This is a genomic window from Georgenia alba, assembly GCF_042665525.1.
Lineage (GTDB): Bacteria > Actinomycetota > Actinomycetes > Actinomycetales > Actinomycetaceae > Allobogoriella > Allobogoriella alba.
Genome location: NZ_JBHTCQ010000001.1, coordinates 1763407 through 1780130, shown reverse-complemented (window position 1 = coordinate 1780130; position 16724 = coordinate 1763407). Strand labels below are relative to the sequence as shown.

Below are 16724 nucleotides of genomic sequence, written 5' to 3'. Positions count from 1 at the left end.
GGCCGGCCGGGCGGGCACATCGGCCTGGAGGGTGAACCTGCTGGCGGGCGCAGCAGCCCCGGCCTCCTCCTGCAGACGGAGAGGTCAGTCCTGGCGGGCCAGGCCGGCCCGGTGCGCCAGCACGACCGCCTGGACCCGGTCCCGCGAGTCCGTCTTGGTGAGGATGTGCGAGACGTGCGTCTTGACGGTGGACTCCCCGAGGAAGAGACGCTGGGCGATCTCGGTGTTGGACAGCCCGTCCGCCATGAGGGCGAGCACCTCCCGCTCCCGCGCGGTGAGGTCGCCGACGGCGGCGGTGGCGCCGGGATCGGGCACGGCGGCCGCGGGGCCGTCGGCAGATGTCGTGGCGCCGACCGAAGGCACCGTGTGCGACGGCGCGGTGCCCGTCGGCGTGTGCGAGGTCGCGGCATCGTCCGGCGGGCCACCGGACGACGGGGCGGGCCGGCCGGCAGCGGCCAGCCGGGCGATGACCCGGACGGTCACCTCCGGCGCCAGCAGGGCGTGCCCGTTGGCGACCGCCCGGACGGCCTCCACGAGGTCCTCGGGGTCGGCGTTCTTCAGCAGGAACCCGCTGGCGCCGGCGGCCAGGGCGTCGAAGAGGTAGTCCTCCCGGTCGAACGTGGTCAGGATGATGACCTTGGCCAGGTCCTGGGCGACCACCTGCCGGGTCGCGGTGATGCCGTCCATGACGGGCATCTGGACGTCCATGAGGACGATGTCCGCGGGCGTGGACCGCAGCGAGCTCAGCGCCTGCTCGCCGTCCGCGGCCTGCCCGACGACCTCGATGTCGTCCTCGACGGACAGGACCATGGCGAAGCCGGAACGGACCAGGGACTGGTCGTCGACGATGAGGACGCGCACGGGTGCAGACATGGTTCTCCCGGTCTCAGGCGATGGGTGCGGCCTCGCGCACGCGCACGGCGAAGCGGGCCCGGACGCGCCACCCGTCGCCGGTGCGGCGCGGGCCGATCTCCGCCTCGCCGCCGTGCAGCCCGACGCGCTCCCGGATGCCGCGCAGCCCGAAGCCCGAGCCGGCCGTACCGGATCGGGGCCGGCCGTCGTCGACGACCTCGACCTCGACCCAGCCGGGCCGTTCCGCCGTCGTGGCGTCGTCGCGTCCGGTGCGGAGCGTGACGAGCGCGGTGCCGGCCGTCGAGTGACGCAGGACGTTGGCGAGGGACTCCTGGACGGTGCGGTATACGGACAGCGCGAGCGGGGCCGGGACGTCGTCGAGGTCACCGGGCCGGTCCTCCGCCCGGTGGAACTCGACCGCGAGGCCGGACTCGCGGTACTCGACCTCCAGCCGCGCCAGGTCCCGGAGGTCGGGTTCGGGCGCGCGGTCGACCCGGGTGTCGGTCTCGCTGCGCAGCACGCCGAGGAGCGAGCGCATCTCGGACACCGCGTCGCGGCTGGAACCCTCGACCGTGCGCAGGGCCTGTGATGCGGCGGCGGGGTCCTTGCCCAGGACACGGCGGGCCGCACCGGCCTGGATGCCGATGACGGCGATGTGGTGGGCGACGACGTCGTGCAGCTCGCGGCCGATCCGCAGCCGTTCGTCCACGACCGCCCTACGGGCCAGCTCGCCGGCCTGCTCCCGCACCCGGTCGGTCTGGGCGACGAGGCGCGAGCGCTGGAGTGCCGAGCGCCACGAGTTCCGGCCGAAGAGGATCGCGCCGCCGAAGTACGCGAAGTTCATGACGGTGTTGTAGAGCACGGCGGCGGTGATCTGCCCGAGCGGCCCCTCCGCCTGGTCCGCCTGTCCGAGCCCGAACTCGTCGGCGGCGGACGCCGTCGTGAACGCCATGATGATCCAGAGGGCCATGGCGAGCAGCACCAGCCCGAGCGCCAGCCACAGCAGGCGGCGGTCCGGCGCCCACGCGACCGCGGCGTAGAGGGCCGCGAAGTACGCCACCTGGAACGGCATGAGCACGCTGGCCTCGGCGCTGAGGTAGGACAGGCCGACGAACAGCCCGCTCGCGACGAGCAGCACGGTGATCGGGAACCGGCGGCGCAGGGCCAGCGGCGCGATCATGGCGGCGGTCGCGGCGTAGGCCCGCCAGGCCTCTTCCTCCTCGACGCGCATGCCCATGCTCTTGGTGAGGACGATCATCCCGAGGCCCACGAGCATGAAGATCGCGGTGCCGAGGACGTCCTTGCGCATGTCGGCGCCGTCCGGGCGCGGGCGCTCCCAGTGGGGCTCGGCCGGGTCGTTCAGCCAGGCGGTGAGCTTTCCCGGCGTCACGTCGGTGGCCATGGACGTCCAGGGTAGTGAGGACCGAGTGCCGGGACCTCCGTCTGCAGACGGATACGTGCCCGTCGCGCGGAGGAGATCCGCTCGTTCTCCACAGGAGGCGACGGCGGCTCGGGGGCACGCCCGTCGCTGCTATGGTCAAGCAATCATCAATGAGCCATTGCAAACTGATAACGATCCGGACCGGGTATACCGCGAGTTTTCCGCACCAGCATGCGGATCGGCAACACTCAACAATGTGTCAATGGTTGGTGCTTCGCCGGCCCCGCAGGTGTCAGGGTGGTCCGCGGGCTGTCTCGCGTCGTGCCGCACACCCGGTCGCTCCCCGATCGGACAGGTGACGCATGTCCAGACCCCCGGGGCGTCTCGAGCACGTGGCGCCGCGGCCGTGGATGAGTCGAGGTGAATGTGAGCGCCATCAGTGCGGAGCACGTCTACAAGGTCTTCGGACGGCGGTCCGGCGAGGCCGTCCGGCGTCTCAAGGGCGGCGCGAGCCGCGACGAGGTCAGGGGTCTCGGCACGGCCGCCGTCATCGACGCCAGCTTCGAGGTTCAGCCCGGCGAGACCTTCGTGGTCATGGGACTGTCCGGGTCCGGGAAGTCGACCCTGATCCGGATGGTCAACGGGCTGCTGGAGCCGACCGACGGGATCATGCGGCTGGACGGCCAGGACGTCACCCACCTCTCCCCCGCGGGGCTGCGGGAGATCCGGCGCTCCAAGGTGAGCATGGTCTTCCAGCACTTCGCGCTGCTGCCGCACCGCACCGTCGGTGAGAACGCCGCGTACGCGCTCGAGCTGCGCGGCGTGGCGCGGGCGGAACGCGAGACCCGGGCCGAGGAGGCGCTGGGCATGGTCGGGCTCGGAGGCTGGGGCGGCTCCCTGCCGTCCGAGCTCTCCGGCGGCATGCGCCAGCGCGTCGGGCTCGCGCGCGCGCTGGCGGCCGGGACGGACGTGCTGCTGATGGACGAGGCGTTCAGTGCGCTGGACCCGCTCATCCGCAAGGAGATGCAGGACCAGCTGCTGGAGCTCCAGGCCGATCTGGGCAAGACGATCCTGTTCATCACCCACGACCTCAACGAGGCGATGCGGCTCGGCGACCGGATCGCCATGATGCGCGACGGGCGGATCGTGCAGATCGGCACCGCCGAGCAGATCCTCAACGAGCCCGCCACCGACTACGTGGCCCAGTTCGTCGCGGACGTGGACCGGACGCGGGTCCTCACGGCCGGCATCGTCATGGAACGACCGGTGGCCGTGGTGGGCCCCGAGTCCGGCCCCCGCGCCGCGCACAAGCTCATGCGCGAGCACCAGACGTCCTCCCTGCTGGTGGTGGGTCGTGACCGCCGGGTCGCCGGGGTGGTCTGGGAGGAGGACATCGCCGACGCGGTGCGCCGGGGCACCGAGCGCCTGCCGCTGTCCCAGGACGGGATCGTCTCCGTCTCCCCGGACACCGCGCTCGCCGACCTCTTCCATCACGCGGCGGCCACCCGGGCGCCCCTGGCCGTGACCGACCACGAGGGCCGCCTCGAGGGCGTCATCCCCCGGGTCACCCTGCTGAGCGCACTGTCCGGTCCCCCGAGCGACGGCGCCGCGCGGCCCGGTACCGACGGCGCGGCGCGCACCGGCACCGACGGCGAGACCGCCCTCGACACGGCAGGAGCCCGCTGATGACCCCGCTGCCCCGGATCCCGATCGGTGACGTCGTCGCGGACGGCGTCGACTGGGTCAAGGAGAACCTCGAAGGGCCGCTCGACGCCGTCGCGGAGTTTCTGAGCTTCCTCGTCGAGGGCCTCGCAGGACTGCTCCTGCTGCTGCCGATGCTGGTCACGGTCGCGGTCTTCACGCTGCTCGCGTTCGTGCTGCGCTCGTGGCTCTTCGCGATCGTCACGCTGGTCTCCATGCTGCTGATCGGCAGTATGGAGATGTGGGAGCCGGCGATGGAGACCCTGTCCCTGGTGCTCGTCGCGACGGTGATCGCGCTTGTGATCGGGATCCCGGTCGGCATCCTGGCGGCGAGGAACGACGCGGTCAGCGCCGTCGTCCGGCCGGTCCTGGACTTCATGCAGACCATGCCGGGCTTCGTCTACCTGGTGCCGGTGGTCATCTTCTTCGGCATCGGGGTGGCGCCGGGCGTCTTCGCGACCATCATCTTCGCGCTGGCGCCCGGCGTCCGGCTCACCGAGCTGGCCATCAGGCAGGTGGACAAGGAGACCGTCGAGGCCGGCGAGGCGTTCGGCGGCACGCCCGGCCAGATCCTGCGCGGCATCCAGCTGCCGCTCGGGATGCCGACCATCATGGCCGGCGTCAACCAGGTCATCATGCTCGCGCTGTCGATGGCGGTCATCGCCGGCCTCGTCGGCGGCGGCGGACTCGGCGACGAGGTCGTGCAGTCCATCGCCCGGATCGACGTCGCCCAGGGCTTCGAGGCCGGGCTCGCCGTCGTGATCCTCGCCATCTTCCTGGACCGCATCACCAGCGCCATCGGCCAGCCCACCGGCCGGTCATTGCGCGACATCGTCCTGCGCCGCCGGGCAGAGAACCACGGCCGCGCACGTCGGGCGGTGCCGGCCGGTGCCCGTTAGCCGGCCGCCCCACGAACTGCGACAAGGAAGGGAACCCAGATGAGAACCCACAGCACAAAGCGCCGCCGGGCGGCCGCCATGGTCGCCGCCACGGCGGCCGGCGTGAGCCTCGCCGCCTGCGGCAACGGCGGCGGGGAGGGCGGCGGAGGTGGCGGTGGCGGTGACGGTGGCGACGGCGATGGAGACCAGACCATCACGCTGGGCTACATCCCGTCCTGGACCGACGGGCTGAGCACCGCCTACCTCCTCGACCACTTCCTCACCGAGGCCGGCTACACCGTCGAGCACCAGGAGATCAACGAGCCGGGCGTGCTCTACACCGGCCTGGCGGAGGGCGACGTCGACATCTATCCGTCGGCGTGGCCCGAGGTGACCCACGCCTCGTACATGGAGCAGTACGGCGACGACATCGAGGACCTCGGCACCTATTACGACGGCGCCGTGCTGACCATGGCGGTGCCGGAGTACACCGAGGTCGACTCCATCGCCGAACTCGCCGACAACGTCGACATGTTCGAGGGGCGCATCGTCGGCATCGAGCCGGGCGCCGGCCTGACCGGAGTGGTGGAGGACAGCGCGATCCCCACCTACGGCTTGGACGAGGCCGGCTTCACCCTGGAGACCTCCTCGACGACGGCGATGCTCACCGAGCTCGAGACGGCCATCGACAACGAGGAGGACATCGTCGTCACGCTGTGGCGGCCGTTCTGGGCGAACGCCGAGTACCCGGTACGCGACCTGGAGGACCCGGAGGGCGCCATGGGCGAGCCGGAGGGCCTGCACTTCCTGGCCCCCACCGGCTTCTCCGAGGAGTTCCCGGAGGTCGCCGAGTGGGTCGGCGGGCTGACGCTCGACGACACCCAGTACGGTGCGCTCGAGGAGCTGGTCGCCGTCGAGCACGAGGGTGACCCGGCCGCCGGCGTCCAGGCGTTCCTGGAGGAGAATCCCGACGTCGTGCCCGCGCTGGAGAACTGACCAGCGGCACCGACCCGCACCGACGCGGTGGCCCGCAGCCCGCGGCTGCGGGCCACCGGTCTGTCCGGCTCCGGCTCCCGCCGAGGGCCGGACCTCGCGAGTGGATCTCTCAGCCACAACCTGTGAGAAGTCCTCGACCGTGGGAGACCTGACGTCAGAAGAGGTCCCGGACGGCGCACGTCGGCCCGCAGGCACGGGGCGTGCCCTGCCAGGCGCCGGCGCGCAACCCCTGGACGACCTGTCGCGCCACCTCGCAGGGTGTGATCGCCACGTGGTACCACCAGTACCGCAGCGTGACCTCGGCGACGGCCAGGACGACGGCGATCGCTCAGGTTGAAGCTGAGGGATCGCCTCGGCAAGGCACGACCCGGGCGGCCAGCCTCCGTCCGCCCAGCTCAGGCGGAGGCAGGTGCGACGTCGTGCAGGTCGGGCTCGACGTAGCTGACCACCGTCAGCGGCACGGCGTCCCGCACCCGGGCCTCGGCCGCGTCGATCACCTTGGAGACCTGCTCGCCGGTCGCATCGGCGGCGACCTTGACCTTCGCGGCCACGAGCACCTCGTCCGGGCCGATGTGCAGCGTCCGCATCTGGACGACCTCCTCGATGCCTTCTCCGGCCAGGGCCTGCTCCATGGCCCGGTGATGCTCCGGGAGCGCAGACTCGCCGATGAGCATCGAGATCATCTCGCGGCCGAGGAAGACGGCGATGACCACGAGCAGCACGCCGATCGCCGCGGAGCCGACGGCGTCCCAGCGGCCGTCGCCGGTGGCCAGGGTCATGCCGACGCCGAACAGTCCGAAGATCAGTCCGACGAGGGCGCCGGTGTCCTCGAGGAGGATCGTCGGGATCTCGGGCGAGCGGCTGATCTTGATGTACCGCCAGATCGAGTTCTTCCCGCGCACGTGGTTCGCCTCCTTGATCGCCTGCCGCATGGCGAGCGACTCGAAGACGATGGCGACGACGAGGACCGTCACCGGAACCCACTGCCAGGACGTGATGGGATGCGGGTCGGAGTACTTGTGCCACGCCTCGTACAGCGCGAACAGGCCGCCGAGGGTGAACAGGACGATCGAGACGATGAAGGCGGCGACGTACCGGACGCGGCCGTAGCCGAACTGGTGGACGTCCGAGGCCTTGCGCTGTGCCCGCCTGCCCGCGACGAGGAGCAGCGCCTGGTTGGAGGAGTCCGCCACCGAGTGGACCCCCTCGGCGAGCATCGAGCTCGAACCGGTCAGGAGCCAGCCGACGAACTTTGCGACGGCGATGCCCATGTTCGCCGCGAGTGCCGCGACGATCGCTCGTGTTCCCCCACCGGCTGCCATTCCAGTCCCCTCCGTGCGATGTGCCGGGGACAGGCTACGGCACCGGACGCGCCTCGGACTCCAGCAGGATCGGGATGCCGTCGCGAACCGGGTAGGCGAGCTTGTTGACCTCGCTCGTCGAGACGAGCTCCGGTCCGCCGTCGGGCCCGGTCCCGTCCTCCAGCTCGGCGCCGGTCACCGGGCAGCGCAACACATGGCGGACCCAGGGATCGACCCCGGGCGTGCGGCTCGCCGAGCTCACGGCGCTCACTCGCTCTCGCCCTGGAGGACCCGCAGGTGGCCACGGCGACCGATCTCGCCGTCGGCGGAGGGCTCGGGCAGGCGGTGCGTGACGGGCGCCGGGTCCGTCGGTCCCGGCCGGTGGGCCGGCGGGCTCGCCTGCGGCGTGGAGCGGGAGGCCTCGCGGACCGCGTTCGCCAGGGCGACGAGATCGTCGTCGGACGGCGGCGCGGCGACGAACTCGGTGGCCAGCCGGACCACGTCCCAGCCACGCGGGACGGTGAGGCGCTCCGCGTGGACCTCGCACAGGTCGTAGGCGTGCGGCTCCGCGGACGAGGACAGCGGGCCGAGCACCGCCGTGGAGTCCGCGTACACGTACGTCAACGTCGCGACGGCGGCACGGTCGCACGCGGACCGCGTGCACTGGCGAACGGCTCTCACGGCCCCGACGCTACCGCGCGAGACCGGCACGACGCAGACATCCACGCCGTGCCACGGGCACCGCCGACCGCACCGGGCTCGTTAGGCTCTGTCGGATGACCGGATCGCAGCCCTCCGTCCCGGCCGTCCCCGCGCGGCGTGCCGCACGGCGTCGCGACCGGCGGGGCCGTGGCCTGCGCGGCCCCCTGATCCCGCCTGGCCTTCCGGCCTGGCGGACCCGGATGGACCGCTTCGACGACGTCGTGCTGCGCACGGTGCGTCATCTCGAGAAGCGCTTTCCCACCGAGCTCGCCGGCGTCGAGTTCGCGGTCGAGGAAGTCCCGCCGTCGGACCCGGCGCCGTGGGAGCGCCGCACGATCGCGCTGGGCCGGTACTTCCCCGGCGACAGCGCGGCCGGCCTCACGGACCGGATCGTCGTGTACCGCCGGCCGCTGCTGGCCCGCGCCGAGGACTCGGACGAGACGGAGGCGCTGGTGCGCATGGTGCTCGTGGAGCAGGTCGCCGGCATGCTCGACCGCGACCCCGAGGACATCGACCCCGGCTACCCGGCGGACTGAGCGGGCGAGGAGCTCGCTCAGCCGACGTCGACCCGGACCGACCGGGACTCGTGGGCGTCCGGCGTCATCGGCAGCACGCTGAGCAGCTCCCCGTCCGCGCCGTCCGCGGTGAGCAGCGTCGAGGCCACGACCCCACCTCCGTCGCTGCGGACGACGACGGCCGGCCCACCGTCGTTGAGCGCCGCCGCGTCGCGGGTGAGCGTGCTGCCCGCGGGCACGGTCACCGTCTCGGGCTCACCGGTCTCGCCCTGCTCCGTCACCGGCGTCAGCGACACCTCGACGTCGTCCTCACCCGGGTTGCTCAGCACGAGCGTCGCGCCGTCCACGACGCCCTCGGAGGTCGGCGTCTGGAGGATTCCTGCCGCCGCGGGCTCCGCCGCAGCGGTCCAGGCCCGCTCGACCGGCGGGACGTCCGGGTCGATCTCGCCGGCCTGCCCGATCCGGGTGAGGACCACCCCGCCGGTCACCGGCCGGTCGGAGGTGATCTCGACCGAGTAGGCGCCGGCCGGGATGCCGGCCAGGGTCAGGTCGAGGGTCGTTCCCGGGTCGAGCACGACCTCCTCGGCGCCGGGGACGTCGACCGGGCCGTCCGCGCCGAGGAGCCGCACCCGTGCGGTGGCCTCCTCCTCGCCCGGGTTGACCAGACGGAGCTGGGAGGCGACGGCGTCGTCGATGTCGGACTCGCCGAGCACCACGCCGGGGACCACCCTCCGCAGGCCGGGCGGTGCGGCCGTCGTCACGTGGTCGAGTCCGGCCGAGACCAGGCCGTCGAGCTGGAGGTCCTGCAGCCGGGCGGCGACCTGTCCGCCCGCGGCGTCCACACGCAACGCGAGCGACGGGTCCCCGGCCGCGACCCCCTCGAGCAGGACCTCGACCTGCTCCCCGGGAGCGATGGCGATCTCGCTGAGCCGCGGCGCGTCCGCGACACCCAGGGACGTCCACATGGTCGCGCGCACCGTCGCCGGGGTCTGCCCGGTGTTGGTGAGCACGAGCTGGCTGCTCTGGCCGAGGTCGGTGCCGCCGCCCACCAGCCAGGTGGTCGATGCGGGCGTCTGGCAGGCCGCGGCGGCCAGGCCGCGCAGGTCGCCGGCGTTGGTGCGGGTCACCGTGGCGCCGGCAGCCAGCGCCGCGACGTCGCCGACCGGCTCGGCGGTCAGGATGCCGCCGCGATCCGGGTCCGTGATCCCGAGGCGCCCGACCTGGCCGGCCGGCGCCAGGTCCTCGGCCTCGCCGCCGATCGGCACGTAGGTGCCCTCGGGCGCGCGCCCGTCGGCGCGCGGCAGGGTGAGGATCCTGGTGAGACCGTGCGGCTCGACGTCCGCCGGGTCCAGCGCAGGGTCGACGCCCATCCCCTCGCCGGTGGTGAGCTCGGCCGGACCGGCACAGACCTGGGTGAGGGGCCCGGCCGGCACGTCGACCGGGGACGCGGAGACCTGCTCCGGTTCGGGTGGTGGGTCGTTCTCCGCCGCGATGACGATCCCGCCGGCCGCCGCGAGGACGACGACGGCCGTGACGGCCAGGCCGAAGCCACGCAGGACGGCCATCACGCCCACCCGCCCGGACGGGCGATCCGCGGTCGGGCTCTCCGCGGTGGGGCCATCCGTCGGCGCCTCGTCCGGATCAGCGGGCGCCACGGCAGGCTCGGGAGCGCCGTCGTCGGTGTCCCCGGGGGCGCGGTCGGTCTCCTCGGCCGCGCCGCGGGTCTCCTCGGCCTCGTCCCGGGTGTCCTCGGCCGCGTCGCCGGGGTCCGCAGCGGTGCGAGAGCCCTCGTCCGGCTCGGGCGTGGGTGAGCCGGCCGGGTCGTTCGGCTCGGGCTGCTGCTCGGGCACCTCGTCCCGCTCGTCGCGCGTCACGTGTCCACCTCCGTCCGTCGCCGCCGCACCGGCAGCGCGAGCAGCACCGTGAGACCGATCACCACGGCCTGCGCCCAGGCCCACAGCGTCGAGGAGGGCGAGGTGTAGGAGACCGTCAGCGTCCCGTTCTCCGGCGGCAGCTCGAACGCCTGGCGCCACCCGGCGGTGGTGGCCCGCAGCGCCTCTCCGTCGTACCAGGCGCGCCAACCCGGGTCGGCGCGCTCGGCGAGCACGAGGCGCCGCCCCTCCGGCCCTTCGGAGACGTCTGTCCTGGTCCCCACGACGTCGGCCGCGACGTCGTGCAGCCAGGCCCCGTCGGCGTCGACCACACGTGCCCGGGCCACCGAGTCCGCGGAGTCCGCCCCCGAGCGCGCAACCCGCCAGACAGCGCCGGACTCGTTCTCGGTGACCCGCTCCAGCCCCGCCGTGTTGTCCAGGCGCTCGACGAGCGCGGACCGCTCCGCCGTCGTCGGCTCGGTGCCGGCGGGGACGAACGTCGCCTCGTGCGGGACGAGGACGACGCCGATCGCGTGGTCGCCCAGCACCTGCCCGACACCCTCACCCGCGCCGACCGCCGTCGCCGCGACGAGCTCGGCGATCTCGCGCTCCGCGGGGTCGGCGGCACCGCCGGCGCGGGCCGCGAGGTCGGCCAGGGATCCGGTGGCGCTCGGCTCGCTGAGCTGGGGTCCGGCGTCGCGCCAGATCTCGGCACGGACCCCGGTGCCGCTCGGGACGAGCGCCAGCACCCGCGAGCGGTCGGGCGAGCCCTGCATCTCGGCGGCGACGGCGGGGACCGGCGGGGCGCCGCGCCCGTGGACGGCGAGCAGCTCGCTCGGCCGTCCCTCCTCGGCCGTGCGCAGCGCCACGACCCAGCCCACGGCCGTGAGTACCGGACCGGCGGCGACGACGGCCGCCAGCACGCTGGTCCCGACCTGCAGCCAGCCGAAGCTCCGGGTCGCCAGCGCGTGCCGCAGCCCGTCGCCCGCGGCGACCACCGCGGTCAGCAGGCCGAGCACGACGAGCGAGACGGCCGGCCCCGGCCAGGCCCGCACGAGCTGGGTCATGCCGTCCAGGCCTGTCCCGACGCCGACATCGGTGCGCACCGCGACCAGCGCCAGGACCAGCCCGACGAGGGCGACCAGCCAGCCACCACGGACCGCGAGCGCACGCCGTGTCCCGCGCAGGAGCGCGAGGCAGGCGCCCAGGAGCAGCGTCGCTCCGCCGGCGAGCATGCCGTACTGGGCCAGCAGGGCCACGGCCCCCGTCCCGCCGTCGGGCACGGGGAAGGGCACCGGCCGGGACGGCCAACCCAGCAGCGGCAGCCAGGAGTCGCCCGGAGCCCCGGCGGCGTACGGCACCCCGCCGCCGAGGAGGAGCCGCCAGGTACCGCCCTCGACGTCACGGCTGGCGGCCACCAGCAGCGGCCCCAGCAGGACCACGGCGGGGATCGGCACGGCGAGGAGCACCAGCCGCCGGCGGGGCACCACGAGCGCCATCAGGACGACCACGACGACGGCGGCCGGCAGGATCACGGGTGCTGCCGCGGCCGCCGCGGCGAGCGCGAGGGCGGCGCCGGCACCCGAGGCGATCGACCCGGCGCGGGTACGGCGGCTCAGCTCGGTGCCCGGCTCCGGGGGCGGTGCCGTGCCCGCGCGGCGGGCGGCCTCGACGGCCCTGGCCCGCTCGGTGCGCTGCGCCCCGACCATGCCGGAGAGGATCTCGTCGCGGCGGTCCACGGCTACGGCGCGCGCGACGCCGAGGGCGACCAAGGGCAGCAGGGCGTGCGCGAGGAGGGGCCCGACGCGTCCCTGCCCTCCCGCCAGCAGCAGGACCGGGGAGAACGCCCAGGCCACGGTGGCCAGGGAGCGCAGCCCGACGGACCGGGACGCGGCGCCGGCCGCGAACCACGCCCCGAGGCCGGCGAGCGGGACGGAGAGGACGACGAGGGTCGTGAGCAGCACGTGTGCGGAGGCGCCGAACGGAGCCAGCGGCAGCATGGCGACGGCGAGCACCTGCAGCAGGGGGTCCACCGGGCCGGGGCGGCCGTCCGCGTGCACCACCCAGTCCGACCGGGCGAGCGACCACAGCTCGCCCGCACCCACGTCGAGGGGACGCAGCGCGCCACCGGTCAGCGGCCCGGCGACGACCAGGTCGGCGTACGCGAGGATCCCGACGGCGACGAGCAGGACCAGCACGGCGCTGCCGGTGATCCGCCGTCGGCGGGCGAGTGCGGCACGCTCCGCGATCTCCAGCTCGCTCGGCGCCGAGGCGGCCTTCCGGGCCGCGATCTGGCTGCGGCGGACGTCCCGCTTCGCGTTCCGGATCTCGGCGGCGCGGGCGTGCAACGAGGTCAGGGCGCGGGCCGGGATGCGTCGGGTCCGGGCGACGCGCCGTCGCGCGCGCCAGATCTCGCCCGGCTGGGCGAGGACCGCGAGTGGCGCACCCAGCTCGGCGCCGGCGAGGCCGAGCTCCTTGGTCGTGACCCGCCACAGCGAGCGCAGAGCCCCCAGCAGGAGGAACCACACGGCCAGGAACGGCACCGCAGGTGCCCCGGCGGCGAGGAGTGCGTTGTGGATCTGCGCCCGGCGCCGTTGGAGGTAGGACCGGCGGGGGTCCGGCACGTCGTCGGGGCCGTGGGAGACCAGTGGCCCGCCGCCGCGCAGCCCCAGGTAGGAGGCGCGGGCGTGGAAGACGACCGCGGTGGGCACCACGACGACGCGGTGCCCGGCGAGCCGGGCTCGCCGGCTCAGCTCGAGGCCGTCGCCGAACGGGCCGAGCGCCGGGTCGGTGCCCTCCAGCTCGTCCCACACGCTGTGGCGGACCAGCGCCCCGGCGATGCCGACGGCGAGGACGTCCTCTCGGTGGTCGTGCTGTCCCTGGTCGATCTCGCCGGGTTCGATGTCCGGGACGCGACGGGCGGTGCGGGTGACCCGGGTGCCGACCTCGAGCAACCGGTCCGGGTGGTGCCAGTCCCGCTGCTTGGCGCCGGCGATCGCGACGGACCGTCCCGACTCCGCGACGTGCAGCAGCCGGTCGAGGGCCTCCGGTGCGGGCGCGGAGTCGTCGTGCAGCAGCCAGAGCCACTCCGGTCCCGCCTCGGGCACCGCGCCACCGACCCCGACGGCCCGCATCTCGCCCGTGGTGACCGGGTTGAGCTCGCCGGTGACGCCCGACCAGCCACCCGTCGCCTCCCGCTTCCGGGCGCGCCGGGCAGCCCGCTCCACGAGGGCGTGATAGCCCTCGAGCCCCAGACGGACCGCCTCGCCGAACGTCGTGGCCTCCGGCGCGTGGACGACCCGGACCCGTGTGACGTCCTCGAGCCCGGCCTCCGTGACGGCCTCGTGGACGGGGACCCCCGTACCCACCTCGCGGCCGGCGGCGCCGACGTCGACGACGAGGACGACGTCGGGGTGATGGGTCTGCGCGGTCAGCGCCCTCAGCGTGCGCGGCAGGTAGGTGGAGACACCTGCGCTGACCACGACGGCGAGCGTCGTCGGTCGCGAGGGCACGGTGGACGAAGCCGCCATCGACGGGGCGGTCGGCTCAGACTGCTCGGCGCTTGAGCTTGCGTCGCTCGCGCTCGGACAGCCCGCCCCAGATGCCGAAGCGCTCGTCGTTGGACAGGGCGTACTCGAGGCACTCCGCACGCACCTCGCAGGACGTGCACACCCGCTTCGCCTCGCGGGTCGAGCCACCCTTCTCCGGGAAGAAGGCCTCGGGGTCGGTCTGGGCGCACAGGGCACGGTCCTGCCACGCCAGGGCACCCTCGTCGGCGTCCTCCTGCGCCAGCAGACGCAGGACGTCCGAGCCGAGCGGAGCCTGTTGCTCCTCGTCCGCCGGCATCCCGAAGGTCAGCGGACCGTCACCCAGAATGTTCCACACGGTCTATCCCCCTCGTCCTTCGGTCACTCCCACTGTGAATTACACGCGTGTCATCCGTGGGAGTCAAGCCCGGGAGTGATATACGCAGAGATACGGGGCTGCGCCGCGGCGGTGCGGCCGTCCCGCGGGGTTCGTCGTCTCTGCGACCACCGTACCCTCGCCCCATGGCCCCTCCCGACACTCTGCCCGGCCGGCTCCTGGCGTCCTTCGCCGCCGCCGGCACGCTGCCCCGGCTGACCTGGTACGCCGCCGGGCCCGATGGCGACGAGCGCGTCGAGCTGTCCGGGCGGGTGCTGGCCAACTGGGTGACCAAGGCCGCCAACCTGCTCGTGACCGAGGCCGACTCCGGACCCGGGACCGCCGTCGTCCTGGACCTGCCGGTGCACTGGCGCACCGTGGTGTGGGCGCTGGCGAGCTGGACGACCGGGGCACGCCTCGCCGTCGTGCCGGACGACGCCGCTGACGTGGTCGTCACCGCGGCACCGGAGGCCGCGCCGGACGCGGACCTGCTGCTGGCCGTGCCGCTGCCCGCCCTGGCCATGTCCTGGGACGGCCCGGTGCTACCGCCGGGAGCCGTCGACGCCGCGGCCGAGACGCTCGGCCAGGCGGACGTGCTCGGACCGGTCCGCACGCCCGCCGGCGAGGACCCCGCGTGGGGCGAGGTGACCTTCGACACCCTCGGGGCGTGGGCCGGCGACGGCTCCCACGGCCGGGCGCTGCTGACCCCCGAGGACGTCACGACGCTGCTCCGCCAGGCCCTAGCTGTGTGGCTCGCCGGCGGGTCCGTGGTGCTCGTGCCGCCCGGTGCGGACCGGGGCCTGCTGGACCGGGTCAGCGCCGACGAACGGGTGGACCACCGGGTCGATGCGGCAGAGTAGACGCATGCGAGGCATCATCCTGGCCGGCGGCTCCGGCACCCGGCTGCACCCCATCACGCAGGGCATCAGCAAGCAGCTCGTGCCCGTCTACGACAAGCCGATGATCTACTACCCGCTGACCACGCTCATGCTGGCGGGCATCCGGGACGTCCTGGTCATCACCACGCCGCACGACGCACCGGCGTTCCACCGGCTGCTCGGCGACGGCTCCCAGTTCGGCATCTCGATCGACTACACGGTCCAGGAGGTGCCCAACGGGCTCGCCCAGGCGTTCGTCCTCGGCGAGGAGTTCATCGGCTCCTCCTCCGCCGCCCTGGTGCTCGGCGACAACATCTTCTACGGGCCCGGCATGGGCCAGACCCTGGGCCGCTTCGGCGAGATCGACGGCGGAGCCGTCTTCGCCTACCACGTCTCGGACCCGACGGCGTACGGCGTGGTGGAGTTCGACGAGAGCTTCACCGCGCTCTCCCTCGAGGAGAAGCCCGAGCGGCCGAAGAGCTCCTACGCCGTCCCCGGCCTGTACTTCTACGACAACGACGTGGTCGAGATCGCCAAGGGCCTGCAGCCCTCGGCGCGCGGCGAGTACGAGATCACCGACGTCAACCGGCACTACCTCGAGCAGGGCCGGCTCAAGGTGGAGGTGCTGCCGCGCGGCACGGCGTGGCTGGACACCGGCACGTTCGACTCGCTGGCGGACGCGACCTCGTTCGTGCGCACGGTCGAGGCCCGGCAGGGCCTGAAGATCGGGTGCCCCGAGGAGGTCGCCTGGCGGCGTGGCTTCCTCACCGACGACGGCCTGCGCGAGCGGGCCGAGGCGCTGCGCAAGTCCGGCTACGGCGAGTACCTGCTGGGGCTGCTCGCGCACGGACGCGCCCGGGCCTGAGCCCGGCGCCCCGTCGCGGCCCGCGAGCTCCTGGTCAGGCGAGCACGGCCGGCGCGGCCGCGCGCCAGCGCTCCGCCCAGTCACCGATCGGCGTCACGCCGGCGCGCCCGAGCGCCTCGTGGCCCAGCACCGAGTACGCCGGCCGCGGCGCGGGCCGCGGGAAGGCGTCCGACGTCGTCTCCTCCACCATGGCCGGGTCCTTGCCCAACGCGGCGACGATCTCGCGGGTGAACCCGTGCCAGGAGACCTGGCCGGACGAGGTGCCGTGGTAGGTCCCGGCCGGGGCGTCCGCCTCGAGCAGGCGGACGAGGAGGTCGGCGAGGTCCGCGGTCCAGGTCGGCTGCCCGACCTGGTCGGCGACCACGGAGAGGGTCGGGTGGGTGCCCGCGAGCCGCGCCATGGTCTTCGGGAAGCACCCGCCAGCGGCGCCGTAGAGCCAGGCGGTGCGCACGATCAGGTGGTCATCCGTCTCGGCGCGCACGGCCCACTCCCCCGCCGCCTTCGTCCGTCCGTAGGCCGAGCGGGGCGCCAGGGGCGCGTCCTCGGCGTACGGCTCGGACGCCTCGCCGTCGAAGACGTAGTCGGTGGAGACGTGCACCAGGCGCGATCCGGCCTGCCGTGCCGCCCGGGCCAGCAGCTGCGGAGCCACCGCGTTGAGCCGGAAGGCGGCGGCCTCCTCGGCCTCGGCGTCGTCGACCGCGGTCCACGCCGCGCAGTTGGCGACGACGTCGACGTCCCGGACGGCGAGCTCGACGGCGGCGGCGTCCGTGACGTCGAGGTCTGCACGGGCCGCCGCACGCACCTCGTGACCGGACTCGGCCAGGCGGCGGACGAGGTCGGTGCCGAGCATCCCGGCGGCGCCGGTGACGAGCCAGCGCATC

At 74.0% G+C, this 16724-nt stretch carries 15 protein-coding genes; 6 read left to right on the top strand and 9 right to left on the bottom strand.

The annotated features are described in order from the left end of the window. Positions 1-84 precede the first annotated feature (84 nt). Together ACFQQL_RS08150 and ACFQQL_RS08145 are read right to left on the bottom strand one after the other, a co-directional pair. The gene (locus tag ACFQQL_RS08150) at positions 85-873 is read right to left on the bottom strand and encodes a response regulator (protein ID WP_382393085.1); all 789 of its coding nucleotides are present in this window, start codon (positions 871-873) and stop codon (positions 85-87) included. Between the two features lie 13 nt (positions 874-886). Then, positions 887-2254 carry a sensor histidine kinase gene (locus ACFQQL_RS08145; protein WP_382393083.1) on the bottom strand — a complete coding sequence of 456 codons (1368 nt, stop codon included), beginning with the start codon at positions 2252-2254 and terminating at the stop codon, positions 887-889. 405 nt (positions 2255-2659) lie between these two features. Here ACFQQL_RS08145 and ACFQQL_RS08140 point away from each other — a divergent pair, with 405 nt between their 5' ends. Genes ACFQQL_RS08140 through ACFQQL_RS08130 form a run of 3 tightly spaced genes read left to right on the top strand, consistent with a single transcriptional unit; the run spans position 2660 to position 5808 of the window. Continuing rightward, the gene (locus tag ACFQQL_RS08140) at positions 2660-3919 is read left to right on the top strand and encodes a quaternary amine ABC transporter ATP-binding protein (RefSeq protein ID WP_382393081.1); all 1260 of its coding nucleotides are present in this window, start codon (positions 2660-2662) and stop codon (positions 3917-3919) included. Further along, on the top strand, positions 3919-4833 hold the full coding sequence (locus ACFQQL_RS08135) for an ABC transporter permease (protein ID WP_382393079.1): 915 nt from the start codon (positions 3919-3921) through the stop codon (positions 4831-4833). Before ACFQQL_RS08140 ends, ACFQQL_RS08135 begins: the two co-directional genes overlap by 1 nt. Before the next feature lie 39 nt (positions 4834-4872). Then, the gene (locus tag ACFQQL_RS08130) at positions 4873-5808 is read left to right on the top strand and encodes a glycine betaine ABC transporter substrate-binding protein (protein WP_382393077.1); all 936 of its coding nucleotides are present in this window, start codon (positions 4873-4875) and stop codon (positions 5806-5808) included. 395 nt (positions 5809-6203) lie between these two features. Here ACFQQL_RS08130 and ACFQQL_RS08125 read toward each other — a convergent pair whose 3' ends face one another. Genes ACFQQL_RS08125 through ACFQQL_RS08115 form a run of 3 tightly spaced genes read right to left on the bottom strand, consistent with a single transcriptional unit; the run spans position 6204 to position 7790 of the window. Next, entirely contained in the window at positions 6204-7130 is a 927-nt protein-coding gene (locus ACFQQL_RS08125) for a cation diffusion facilitator family transporter (protein ID WP_382393075.1), read from the bottom strand. Between the two features lie 34 nt (positions 7131-7164). Continuing rightward, on the bottom strand, positions 7165-7380 hold the full coding sequence (locus ACFQQL_RS08120; RefSeq protein WP_382393073.1) for a Trm112 family protein: 216 nt from the start codon (positions 7378-7380) through the stop codon (positions 7165-7167). After that, positions 7377-7790 carry a DUF3499 domain-containing protein gene (locus ACFQQL_RS08115; protein ID WP_382393071.1) on the bottom strand — a complete coding sequence of 138 codons (414 nt, stop codon included), beginning with the start codon at positions 7788-7790 and terminating at the stop codon, positions 7377-7379. The genes ACFQQL_RS08120 and ACFQQL_RS08115 overlap by 4 nt, the downstream gene beginning before the upstream one ends. Positions 7791-7885: 95 nt before the next feature. On the opposite strand from ACFQQL_RS08115, the gene ACFQQL_RS08110 reads away from it, so the two are divergent. Further along, positions 7886-8347, top strand: coding sequence for a metallopeptidase family protein (locus tag ACFQQL_RS08110; RefSeq protein ID WP_382393069.1), 462 nt, complete (start codon positions 7886-7888; stop codon positions 8345-8347). A gap of 17 nt (positions 8348-8364) precedes the next feature. Here the strand turns inward: ACFQQL_RS08110 and ACFQQL_RS08105 are convergent, their stop codons facing one another. Genes ACFQQL_RS08105 through ACFQQL_RS08095 form a run of 3 tightly spaced genes read right to left on the bottom strand, consistent with a single transcriptional unit; the run spans position 8365 to position 14082 of the window. Then, entirely contained in the window at positions 8365-10200 is a 1836-nt protein-coding gene (locus tag ACFQQL_RS08105) for a DUF5719 family protein (RefSeq protein ID WP_382393067.1), read from the bottom strand. After that, positions 10197-13727, bottom strand: a complete 3531-nt coding sequence (locus ACFQQL_RS08100) for a glycosyltransferase (RefSeq protein ID WP_382393065.1) — start codon at positions 13725-13727, stop codon at positions 10197-10199. Before ACFQQL_RS08100 ends, ACFQQL_RS08105 begins: the two co-directional genes overlap by 4 nt. A gap of 16 nt (positions 13728-13743) precedes the next feature. Then, complete coding sequence (locus tag ACFQQL_RS08095; RefSeq protein WP_382393063.1) at positions 13744-14082, bottom strand: WhiB family transcriptional regulator; 339 nt, start codon at positions 14080-14082, stop codon at positions 13744-13746. A 164-nt stretch (positions 14083-14246) separates the two neighbouring features. Here ACFQQL_RS08095 and ACFQQL_RS08090 point away from each other — a divergent pair, with 164 nt between their 5' ends. Both ACFQQL_RS08090 and rfbA read left to right on the top strand, forming a co-directional pair. After that, a complete protein-coding gene (locus tag ACFQQL_RS08090; RefSeq protein WP_382393061.1) occupies positions 14247-14960 on the top strand; it encodes a TIGR03089 family protein in 714 nt (237 codons plus the stop codon). A gap of 4 nt (positions 14961-14964) precedes the next feature. Continuing rightward, the gene (rfbA, locus tag ACFQQL_RS08085) at positions 14965-15843 is read left to right on the top strand and encodes a glucose-1-phosphate thymidylyltransferase RfbA (RefSeq protein WP_382393059.1); all 879 of its coding nucleotides are present in this window, start codon (positions 14965-14967) and stop codon (positions 15841-15843) included. A 34-nt stretch (positions 15844-15877) separates the two neighbouring features. On the opposite strand, the gene rfbD is transcribed toward rfbA, so the two are convergent. Beyond that, a complete protein-coding gene (gene rfbD, locus ACFQQL_RS08080) occupies positions 15878-16723 on the bottom strand; it encodes a dTDP-4-dehydrorhamnose reductase (RefSeq protein ID WP_382393057.1) in 846 nt (281 codons plus the stop codon). Position 16724: the final 1 nt, after the last annotated feature.